The sequence below is a fragment of the Vibrio lentus genome (genome assembly GCF_002875945.1).
GTDB classification, from domain to species: domain Bacteria; phylum Pseudomonadota; class Gammaproteobacteria; order Enterobacterales; family Vibrionaceae; genus Vibrio; species Vibrio apostichopi.
On record NZ_MCZK01000034.1, the window covers coordinates 1 to 10739 of the forward strand.

The window sequence follows — 10739 nt, forward strand, 5'->3', positions numbered from 1 at the left end:
CGTATTGGTCACTCAGTTCATTGAAATCAAGTTTGTTACCGAAGTAACTGTCATTACCTAAGTAATAACGTTTTGATATTCATCAACGAGTGCCCACACAGATTGATAGGTTTAAATTGTTAAAGAGCTTCACTTGTTGAGCGTTCCTTTTAAGTAAGGAGCCTCTCTAAGTGGACGGCCATTCTAGCGAATTAACATTCAGTGTCAAACACTTTTTGAAAATTAATTTTTGTCGCTTTCCGTCTAACTGATTATTGCTGAAGCCTTGTGGCGTCTGCCGTCTCAGTGGTGTCGCATTATAGGGAACCCACTCAGCTTAGCAACTACTTTTTCATGAAAAATGAATAAATAGAGGTTAAGTGCCTAATAGTTCACCTAAACGGAAAAAAGAGAGCATTTCTGCTCTCTTTTTGCTCTAAATCTAAAAGTATTCTTAGATAAATGCGTAAGCATCTGCGTACATATGGTCACGCTTTGCTTCTTTATTCTGAGTAAACAAGTCTCTTGCAGCACCTGCCATTTCGAAACGACCCGCAATGTAGATATCGAAATCAGCTAATGATTCGAAACTTTGCGTGATTGCTTCAAGTACATTACCAGTTTGGCCGTGCCAAACTTCAGGTGCTTCTTCTACTACTGGTACAAAATGTACATTGCTGTGTTTTGCTGCAATGTCGACAAGCTCTTCTTTCGCATACAGCTGACACTCATCTTTTGCGCCCCAGTATAGATGAATCTCTTTTTTACTGTTCTGCGCGATGCAGTGATCGAGAATAGAGCGCACGTAGCTAAAGCCAGTACCACCAGCAATGAGTAACAGAGGACGATCGCTTTCTTCTTTAACCCATGCATCACCGTGCGGAGCATCAATAGCTATGTCGCCATCTTCAGCTTGCGCTTTCTTCATTGCCTCAACAACTTCTGAAGCGTAAGCATTGTGCTCAGCGGCACCAATGTGTAACTCAAGCTCGCCTTCATGGCGACAAGGGCTGCTTGCAATCGAAAATGGACGCTTATCTTTTTCACCCATTTCAACCATCAAGTATTGACCCGCTTTAAAAGCTACTGGCGTTTCTGGGTGAAGTAGGATTTGGTAAGTGTTACAAGCTAATGGCTCGATAGACTTCACTTTACATTTAATAGTCATGTTCTTCCTCTCACTAACCCTTAATCGGCAAAGGTTAGAACTAAATTACTTTCTGCAAATGCTTGGCAAGCAAAAATCCAACCTTGTAGCTGCTCTTTCTCTGTAAGCATGGGTTCAAGGTGGTAACTCACTTGGCCTTCTAATTTTTTGCACATACACATAGCGCATGCACCAACTTGGCAGCGGTTTGGAAAATTGACATTGCTGTTGAGCGCAGCATCCAAAACCGTTTGCCCTTTTTCTACGGTAAAGCTGATATTTTCTGGGTATAAGACTACTTGGAAGCTCATGAGATTCCTAGTTGTTCCCAGATGCTATCAATTTTTTTAACGACGTCTGGGTTCTTAGTGATTGGAACACCCCACTCACGCAGGCACTCACCTTCAAACTTGTTCGTCGCATCTAGACCCATTTTTGAATGTCCAGTTTGGTTTTTCAGGAAGAACGTATCTCTTGCCGGATCCATTCTTGTAGTCACCGCCCAGATAGTGTCATTCCAGTCACTGACGTTAACGTCACTATCACACACGATGACAAACTTGTTCTCATCGAACTGAGACCAAACCGCTTCAATGATTTTCTTACCATTGCCTACCGCTTGTTTATCGATAGACACAACGACCATGCACGCATTATCATTCTGTAAGTGAATATCAATAATTTCAGGGAAGGTTTCGGTTAGCTCAGCTATGCAACCTTCAATATGCTGACTATCTATAGGTAAAGATTGAGCATCAGGTGATAGTGCCAGCTCCGCATCCCACTTCTTAGTAATGTCTAAACCCATTTTTGAGCCTAAACCTACCACTGGCGATGCAAAGTCTAGTGAATCGATAGGTGTGTTCTCTATCATCAGGCTGTCACGAGACGGATCCATATGTTCACACATGGCAGCAGTCACTTGAGACCAATCTCGAGCGTTAACATCCTCATCGCATACCAAGACAAATTTGGTGTACATGAATTGGCGTAGGAAAGACCATACACCCATCATCACGCGCTTAGCGTGACCTGGGTATTGCTTCTTCATGGTCACTACCGCCATTCGGTACGAACAACCTTCAGGTGGCAAGTAGAAGTCTTCTATCTCTGGGAATTGCTTTTGAAGAATAGGAACAAACACTTCATTTAACGCAACACCTAATACTGCGGGCTCATCAGGTGGACGGCCAGTATAGGTACTGTGATAGATCGGATTCTCGCGCATGGTTACATGAGTAATAGTAAACACATGATGCTTTTCTTTCTCGTTGTAGTAACCAGTATGGTCTCCGTATGGCCCTTCGTCTGCGAACTCATTCGGGTCGATGTAACCTTCCATTACGATTTCAGCACTCGCTGGCACTTCTAAGTCGTTACTGATTGATTTAACGACCTCAGTTTTACTACCACGCAATAAACCGGCAAACGCGTATTCCGATAAGGTATCTGGAACTGGCGTAACGGCACCAAGAATCGTGGCAGGATCTGCACCAAACGCTACCGATACAGGGAATGGCTTGCCTGGGTTGGTTTCCATCCAATCACGTAGATCAAGCGCGCCACCACGGTGGGCTAGCCAACGCATGATGACTTTATTCTTACCGATCTTTTGTTGGCGATAGATACCTAAGTTTTGGCGTTTCTTGTTCGGACCACGCGTAACGGTCAAACCCCATGTTAACAATGGTGCGACATCATCAGCCCAGCAACTCATCACCGGGATTTTATCAAGATCGACGTCATCACCCTGCCATACGATTTGTTGACAGGCCGCCTTACGAAGACGCTTAGCTGGCATGTTTAAGACTTGCTTAAACACAGGCAGCTTATCGATAGCGTCTTTAAAACCTTTCGGTGGCTCAGGTTCTTTTAAGTAAGCAAGCAACTTACCCACTTCGCGTAACTCTTTGACCTCTTGACGCCCCATACCAATGGCTACGCGATCAGGAGTACCGAATAGATTGGTCAAAACAGGCATGTCATAGCCTACAGGGTTTTCAAATAAAAGAGCCGGGCCACCAGCACGTAGAGTACGGTCGCTAATCTCGGTCATTTCATAGTCTGGGTCGACAGGGTGAGAAATGCGTTTCAACTGACCAATGCTTTCAAGATGGTCGACAAAATCACGTAAATCTTTAAAACTCATAGGGCTTCTACATGCTGATTATTCTGCGCTCAGTATATCAAAAAGGGCGACACTGAGATCCCCCTTTTTAGTAAGGTTATTAAGAGCCAAAATCCACTTTAAGGTAATGCTTGCTCGATCAAAGAACTCTTAACCTGAGGGTTATCATTCACAAGATCTTGCAACCAGCGAGTGTGACCTTGTTTTGCCAGTTCACGAGCAACTAATGAGGCTTCATCGGCTATCGCCATCCTAGAGACAAGAAACTGTTTCACCTCTTCTGAGAGCGGGTTCACCTTGGTCAATAACATGATGGCTTCATCTTTCAAGCGCGGGTTCTTGGTCGCAGCCATAACCTGTTCAAGCGCGAACGCTTGTTTGGTTTCAGCAAGACGTACCAGCTCTGCTTGGCTATGGTAGTCAGCCTTCATGCGCCATAAAATCTTGTAGACTTCAGGGTCTTCACTGACCTGTGCCAGTCGAACCACCACTTCTGTTGAGGGTAACCAGCTTACAATAGAAGAATTGGTCAGTTGCTTAGTCAGATAATCAACGGCTTCAGGAGACAAACTATCAAGCTCTCTGATTAACAGTGCTTCTCGAGTTTGGGCTTGATGCTCAGGGCCAGATAACCACTCTTTTAAATCGAGTTGTTGCTTCTCAGCATCTAACACAAAAACCAGTGTCTTTTGGTCTTGGCGCCATTGTTTGATTAATCGGTTAGCAATCGAAGGGTAATTAAAGGCAGGTACCGTAAACTCATAGCCATCGCCACGTTCCAATACTTGGTAAGTTGGCGTAATAGCAAGTTGCTGCTCAATGAAGATAGACATCTTAGGCGTGAGTACGACTTTTTGCTGTTCGAGCTTTTTCAAGAGTTGGTAACGAGCCACCTCTTGCTGAGGAAATGTCAGACGCTCGAGTGCGAAGCGCAGCGAATTGACTTCGTCACGTACGACAAATTCGAGTAATTCAGCAGTTTTCAGTTTTACTTGATCATTCTCAAGCCAAGACTCTACTGTAGTTGGAGACATCTCGGTGGCATAGCTCATACCGACCGGGGAAAGTAACAGTGAAGTAGACAGGAGTAATGATGACAACAGTCCATGTTGCATTTTAACTTCCTTGTAACACTTTTGGTCATTCTGCAAGCTGTCGCCACAAAATGCAAATAAAAAGCGCCACCCGAAGGCAGCGCTTTTTAATAACTATCAGCTAATCAAGACTACTGACGACGCATCGCGTCAAAGAACTCATCGTTCGTTTTAGTCATTGCTAGCTTATCGATAAGGAATTCCATTGCATCGATTTCGCCCATTGGGTGAACAATCTTACGCAGGATCCACATCTTCTGTAGTTCATCGTTCTTCGTAAGAAGCTCTTCACGACGAGTACCAGAGCGGTTGAAGTCAATCGCAGGGAATACACGCTTTTCAGCAATCTTACGGTTAAGGTGCAGTTCCATGTTACCTGTACCTTTGAATTCTTCGTAGATAACTTCATCCATCTTAGAACCAGTATCAACCAGTGCTGTTGCGATGATAGTTAAGCTACCGCCTTCTTCTACGTTACGTGCCGCACCGAAGAAACGCTTTGGACGATGTAGAGCATTCGCATCAACACCACCAGTAAGAACTTTACCTGATGAAGGAATCACAGTGTTGTAAGCACGAGCTAGACGAGTGATTGAGTCCAGTAGGATAACCACGTCTTTTTTGTGTTCAACAAGGCGCTTCGCCTTCTCGATTACCATTTCTGCTACTTGTACGTGGCGAGATGCTGGCTCATCAAAAGTCGATGCGATTACTTCGCCTTTAACTAGGCGCTGCATTTCTGTTACTTCTTCTGGACGCTCATCGATAAGTAGAACCATTAGTTCACACTCAGGATGGTTGCGTGCAATGCTTTGTGCAATATTTTGCAGAAGCATTGTTTTACCGGCTTTAGGCGGAGCAACAATCAGACCACGCTGACCTTTACCAATTGGTGAAGCAAGGTCAAGAATTCGAGCTGTGATATCTTCAGTCGCGCCGTTACCCGCTTCCATCACCATACGTTCGTTGGCGTGAAGAGGAGTCAGGTTTTCAAAAAGAATTTTGTTACGAGCGTTGTCTGGCTTGTCGTAGTTAACCGTGTTTACTTTAAGCAGTGCAAAGTAACGTTCGCCATCTTTAGGTGGACGGATTTTACCGCCAATCGAGTCACCTGTGCGAAGGTTAAAACGACGAATCTGGCTTGGTGATACGTAAATATCATCTGGTCCAGCAAGGTACGAGCTGTCGCCGCTACGCAGGAAACCAAAACCGTCTTGAAGAATTTCTAGAACACCATCACCAAAGATGTCTTCACCACTTTTTGCATGCGCTTTAAGGATGGAGAAGATAATGTCTTGTTTTCTTAGACGAGCTTGATTTTCAAGACCTAGGCTTTCGCTAAGTTTAACAAGTTCAGACACAGGTCTGTTCTTCAGTTCAGTAAGATTCATAGTGGTGGAAGTTTGTTTAGTCAAAATAGGATCTGTTTTCTTAAGTTAAGAAGGAGTTGGTCACAGGATCGACCAAGAAGAGAAATTCGTTCAATTAACGTGCGATAAATTAGCACTAAAACTAAGACTAGTCCATAGCTTAGAAAAAACAAAACCGCGCATTTGTTAACTGCGCGGTTTCTTTTCAAAGGCTCACCTAATTAAAGGTTAGCGTCTAGGAACTCTTTAAGTTGAGTTTTAGACAATGCACCAACTTTAGTTGCTGCTACGCCGCCATCTTTGAAAAGAAGTAGCGTCGGAATACCACGAATACCAAACTTTGGTGGAGTTCCAGCATTCTGGTCGATATTTAATTTACCGATAGTGAGTTTGCCTTCGTACTCGTCTGCGATTTCATCAAGAATCGGAGCAATCATTTTACATGGACCACACCATTCCGCCCAAAAATCAACAAGAACCGGGCCTGCAGCGTTGATCACATCGTTATCAAAACCGTCATCAGTTAGCTGCAAAATCTTATCACTCATCTTCCACTCCAATGTATTTTTTAGAACTGGTTGGATGATAACCAGTAAATAGATGCCCTATTGGAATGTATTTACTTTCGTATTGCAAGCTTAAGCTGATATTCTATACCAATGAAAAAGACGCATATCACAGAGCAAAAGTTCGCCGACTTGGATTTACTCCCGCAAGTCATTGAAGGATTGGAGAAAAAAGGGTTCGATTACTGTACCCCTATCCAAGCCTTGGCGCTCCCGGTACTGCTCACCGGCCAAGACATCGCAGGCCAGGCCCAAACGGGTACTGGTAAAACGCTAGCGTTTCTTACTGCTACATTCAACCACCTGCTAAAAACACCTGAGCATGAAGGCCGCAAGCCTAATCAGCCACGTGCGATTATTATGGCACCAACGCGTGAACTCGCGATTCAGATCTACAACGATGCTGACTCTCTGGTTGAAAGCACGGGTATCAAAGCAGCATTAGCTTACGGTGGCGAGAGCTACGACAAGCAGCTAGGTAAAATCGAAGAAGGCGCAGATATCTTAATTGGTACTACTGGTCGCATCATCGATTTCTACAAACAAAAGGTATTTAACCTTAACCACATTCAAGCTGTTGTTCTTGACGAAGCTGATCGCATGTTCGATCTTGGTTTCATCAAAGACATCCGCTTCTTGTTCCGTCGTATGCCAGAACCTAAAGATCGCCTGAACATGCTGTTCTCTGCGACGCTGTCTTACCGCGTACAAGAACTTGCGTTCGAACACATGCACAACCCAGAGCATGTCGTTGTTGAACCTGAGCGTAAAACTGGTCACCGTATTCAAGAAGAGCTTTTCTACCCTCCTAACGAACACAAAATGGCTCTTCTACAAACGTTAATCGAAGAAGAATGGCCAGATCGCGCAATCATCTTCGCTAACACTAAGCACAAATGTGAATCAGTTTGGGGCCACTTGGCTGCCGATGGTCACCGTGTTGGTTTGCTAACGGGTGATGTTCCTCAGAAGAAACGTGAAAAGATTCTTGAGCAATTCACTAAAGGTGATGTTGACCTGCTTGTCGCAACAGATGTTGCAGCACGTGGCCTACACATCCCTCAAGTAACACACGTATTCAACTTTGACCTACCTGACGATTGTGAAGATTACGTTCACCGTATCGGCCGTACAGGTCGTGCTGGTGAAAGCGGTCACTCGATCAGCTTTGCTTGTGAAGATTACGCAATCAACTTGCCACCAATCGAAGAATACATTGAGCACGCTATCCCAATGTCTGACTACGATGCTTCTGCACTACTGGAAGATCTGCCAGCACCGATGCGCTTACGTACACGTAACCCGCAACAACGTCGCTCAAACAACAATGGTCCACGCAACGGTAACCGTAAACCAAACCAGAACCGTCGCCCACGCCAACCGCGTCATAACAAGGAAGCTTAGTCGCTTATGAGTCAAACAGTGTCACCCCCGCTTTACGCTGCAATCGACCTCGGGTCGAACAGTTTTCATATGCTCGTTGTGCGTCATATCGATGGCAGCGTTCAAACCATGGCTAAGATTAAGCGCAAAGTGCGTTTAGCTGCAGGCTTAAATGAAAATAATGCGCTTAGTACAGAAGCTATGCAGCGCGGCTGGGACTGTTTGAGTCTCTTTGCAGAGCGACTGCAAGATATTCCAAAAGAAAATATCCGCATTGTCGGTACCGCTACCCTGCGTACCGCGACTAATGTGGATATCTTTCTAGAGAAAGCGAACCAGATACTCGGTTACGACATCAATGTTATCTCTGGTGAAGAAGAAGCTGCGACTATCTATAAAGGCGTAGCACACACTTCTGGTGGCAGCGGCCGCCGACTAGTGGTTGATATTGGTGGTGCAAGTACCGAGATGATCATCGGTGAAGGTTTCTCTGCCAAAGCCTTAACCAGCCTAAAGATGGGTTGCGTTACTTGGCTGGAACGCCACTTTAAAGATCGCCAATTAACCGCAACCAACTTTGACAACGCCATTGAAGCGGCTAAGTCTACGTTGGCTCCTATTCTTGATAGCTACACTGATATCGGATGGGATGTGTGTGTGGGTGCAAGTGGCACCGTTCAAGCACTGCAAGAAATCATGTTGGCGCAAGGCATGGATGAAGTGATTACTCATGCCAAACTTAAGCGTCTACAGAAACAAGCGATGATTACAGAGCGCTTAGAAGAGCTAGAGATAGAAGGCTTAACCCTTGAACGTGCACTCGTGTTCCCAAGTGGGCTTTCTATTCTTATCGCGATTTTTGAGCTGCTTGAAATTGATTCAATGACACTCGCTGGCGGCGCACTGCGTGAAGGCCTAGCCTACGAGATGGTTGACGAACTGCGCCAAGAAGATATCCGTGCACGTACCGTGACAAGCGTTCAATCTCGCTACCAAATGGACGTGAACTATGGTGAGCAAGTGGCTGTACTCGCACAAACGTTGTTTGAACAAGCAGGAGCCGAAACTTGGGTTTCAGAACCTCAAGCTAGTGTATTGTTGCAAACTGCTGCGAAACTTCATGAAATCGGTTTAACCATTGATTTCAAAAAAGGCGGTGAGCACAGCGCTTACTTGCTACAGAACTTAGACTTGCCAGGCTTTACCCGAGCTCAAAAGCACTACTTGGGTGAATTAGCTCGTCGCTACCGTGAGCAATTAACCTCACTACCAGAGCAACACGCCGTTTCTGGTACGAGCAGCAAACGTATCTTACGTATTCTGCGTTTAGCTATTTTGCTTACCCATCGTCGTACCCCTGAACTGGAACCTAAAGTTCAACTGACGACAGAAGGCGACAATCTGACACTTACGATCTCCAAGCAATGGCTGCAAGACAACCCTCTCACAGCCGCAGAGCTAGAAATCGAATCCAATAGACAAACTGATATTGGTTGGCCACTCATTATCGCGGAGCAATAACCCTTCGCTGCATAATTTGCCCATAAGTAAGTAGCCCACAAGCATTCAAATCTAAAAAGCTCTCAACCTTGAGAGCTTTTTTTCGTCAATAACAAACCCGTGCGACTTCATTTACCGTTTCAAATACTAAGCCTGTCACGTACATCTCAAAATCCACTAGATAATTACAACAAATTCATTACATTATGTAATAGAGTTAATAAGGTGGTGATAAAACACAGGGAGTGTTGTTGGTATGCAGGAGAAGGATATGCTGGAGAAGAACTCGTGCTTTAGTGTTGATGAGTGGCTATTCATACCCAATGAAGGTCAGATTCTGTTTGCCAACAAAACGGTCACGATCGATAAGCGATTAACCAAGCTACTGGAATTCCTTTGCCTTAATCCTGGGCAAACCCATACCCGAGACGAACTCATCGATAACGTCTGGAGCGGTATGATTCTCACCGATCAAGTCGTGACACAAGCCGTGTTTGAACTCCGCAAAGTTCTCAAGCAGAACTCCGAACACCACAATAGCTACATCATTACCGTACCGAAACGTGGCTATAAGTTCGAAGCCGATGTTATCCAAAGCAAAATCGAAACCGAACAAGCCGCCGAGCCAATCAGTATCGACAATAGTGCACAATCCTCACCATCAGCCGCTGTGCCTACTCCTGAAATACCAACAAAAGAAACCCAACCCAACAAACGAAACCTGATGATTGGTTTATTGCTTGGCACCATTGTTGTTTTAGAATCTGGCTATATCCTCTACTCCGCCTCGAACAAGGCTGGCAGTATAGACAGCCCCCCAACAACACAACTCCGACATTATGAGTTTCGTTATGTCGTTTTGGAGATCAGCGATGATGTCAGAAACGATCCGGTACTTTACGGCACCGTCACCAAGTTCATTGAATATGTCAGCGCGTACAGTGGTATTCGCATCGTACACAGTGAACCCTTACAGAAGATTGCTGCGATCAAGCTGACCTTCGGCACAAGCCCAAGTCGAGACGGTAAACACACCCGACTCACGATGCGTTATCACAACAACATATCGGATAGATCGCACCTCAACCGTCGTTACCCAACAGAGCTGCCAGAGCTTCATCACACGCTTTATCGCATGGTAGATGACGTCTTAGATTCTCTGTACATCAAAGTGCCCAAGGAAGAGATTACAGAAAGTATTAGCCAACTACCGACAGAACCCGAAGCTCTCAAGTACACACTCAGCGGCTTAGGTGTTTTGTATAACCGTGCAGAACTGCCAATGGTGATGGATTACTTCGAAAAAGCGCAGGAATTAGACCCTAGTAATGATTTTGTGTTCGTGGCGAACTACATCGGTAAGATAATGAATACCTTTTACGCTTCATCAGGCAGTAAAAAGCAGGCCATTGCCCAACTGAACCAAGATGCGAAGCCAAGGCTAGAGCGCTTATTGGCTGAAGGTAAGTTGGCGCGCGCCTATGATGCCAACGCCATCATCGCCCTTTCTGAGGACGACCCAGAAAAAGCGATGAAGATCTTATTGTCGATGCTGAAGTGGCATAGTGAATT

General features: G+C 45.1%; 9 protein-coding genes. 3 read left to right on the forward strand and 6 right to left on the reverse strand.

Annotation, left to right across the window (positions count from 1 at the left end; translation table 11 throughout):
* Positions 1-433: 433 nt before the first annotated feature.
* The 6 genes from fre to trxA all read right to left on the reverse strand — a co-directional run bounded on the left by fre (position 434) and on the right by trxA (position 6266).
* The gene (fre, locus tag BCT49_RS02740) at positions 434-1147 is read right to left on the reverse strand and encodes an NAD(P)H-flavin reductase (RefSeq protein WP_009848201.1); all 714 of its coding nucleotides are present in this window, start codon (positions 1145-1147) and stop codon (positions 434-436) included.
* Positions 1148-1167: 20 nt separating this feature from the next.
* Positions 1168-1437, reverse strand: coding sequence for a 2Fe-2S iron-sulfur cluster-binding protein (locus tag BCT49_RS02745; RefSeq protein ID WP_102434044.1), 270 nt, complete (start codon positions 1435-1437; stop codon positions 1168-1170).
* Positions 1434-3275 carry a 4-hydroxy-3-polyprenylbenzoate decarboxylase gene (gene ubiD, locus BCT49_RS02750; RefSeq protein WP_102434045.1) on the reverse strand — a complete coding sequence of 614 codons (1842 nt, stop codon included), beginning with the start codon at positions 3273-3275 and terminating at the stop codon, positions 1434-1436. Before ubiD ends, BCT49_RS02745 begins: the two co-directional genes overlap by 4 nt.
* A gap of 98 nt (positions 3276-3373) precedes the next feature.
* Positions 3374-4369 carry a hypothetical protein gene (locus BCT49_RS02755; RefSeq protein WP_102434046.1) on the reverse strand — a complete coding sequence of 332 codons (996 nt, stop codon included), beginning with the start codon at positions 4367-4369 and terminating at the stop codon, positions 3374-3376.
* 110 nt (positions 4370-4479) lie between these two features.
* Positions 4480-5739, reverse strand: coding sequence for a transcription termination factor Rho (gene rho / locus BCT49_RS02760; RefSeq protein WP_010440702.1), 1260 nt, complete (start codon positions 5737-5739; stop codon positions 4480-4482).
* Between the two features lie 200 nt (positions 5740-5939).
* Positions 5940-6266: a thioredoxin TrxA gene (gene trxA, locus BCT49_RS02765; RefSeq protein ID WP_010440700.1), complete on the reverse strand. Its 327-nt coding sequence runs from the start codon at positions 6264-6266 to the stop codon at positions 5940-5942.
* A gap of 111 nt (positions 6267-6377) precedes the next feature.
* Between trxA and rhlB the strand changes: the two genes are divergently transcribed.
* The 3 genes from rhlB to BCT49_RS02780 all read left to right on the forward strand — a co-directional run.
* Entirely contained in the window at positions 6378-7688 is a 1311-nt protein-coding gene (rhlB, locus tag BCT49_RS02770; RefSeq protein ID WP_102434047.1) for an ATP-dependent RNA helicase RhlB, read from the forward strand.
* A gap of 6 nt (positions 7689-7694) precedes the next feature.
* Positions 7695-9188, forward strand: coding sequence for a guanosine-5'-triphosphate,3'-diphosphate diphosphatase (gene gppA / locus BCT49_RS02775; protein WP_102434048.1), 1494 nt, complete (start codon positions 7695-7697; stop codon positions 9186-9188).
* A 250-nt stretch (positions 9189-9438) separates the two neighbouring features.
* Positions 9439-10739, forward strand: a 1301-nt coding sequence (locus tag BCT49_RS02780) for a winged helix-turn-helix domain-containing protein (protein WP_102434049.1), incomplete at its 3' end; no start/stop codon positions are given.

Coding starts and splice junctions, on each gene's coding strand:
- ubiD (WP_102434045.1), bottom strand. CDS start 3,275: ATGAGTTTTAAAGATTTACGTGATTTTGTCGACCATCTTGAAAGCATT.
- BCT49_RS02755 (WP_102434046.1), bottom strand. CDS start 4,369: ATGCAACATGGACTGTTGTCATCATTACTCCTGTCTACTTCACTGTTA.
- rho (WP_010440702.1), bottom strand. CDS start 5,739: ATGAATCTTACTGAACTGAAGAACAGACCTGTGTCTGAACTTGTTAAA.
- rhlB (WP_102434047.1), top strand. CDS start 6,378: ATGAAAAAGACGCATATCACAGAGCAAAAGTTCGCCGACTTGGATTTA.
- trxA (WP_010440700.1), bottom strand. CDS start 6,266: ATGAGTGATAAGATTTTGCAGCTAACTGATGACGGTTTTGATAACGAT.
- fre (WP_009848201.1), bottom strand. CDS start 1,147: ATGACTATTAAATGTAAAGTGAAGTCTATCGAGCCATTAGCTTGTAAC.
- BCT49_RS02745 (WP_102434044.1), bottom strand. CDS start 1,437: ATGAGCTTCCAAGTAGTCTTATACCCAGAAAATATCAGCTTTACCGTA.
- gppA (WP_102434048.1), top strand. CDS start 7,695: ATGAGTCAAACAGTGTCACCCCCGCTTTACGCTGCAATCGACCTCGGG.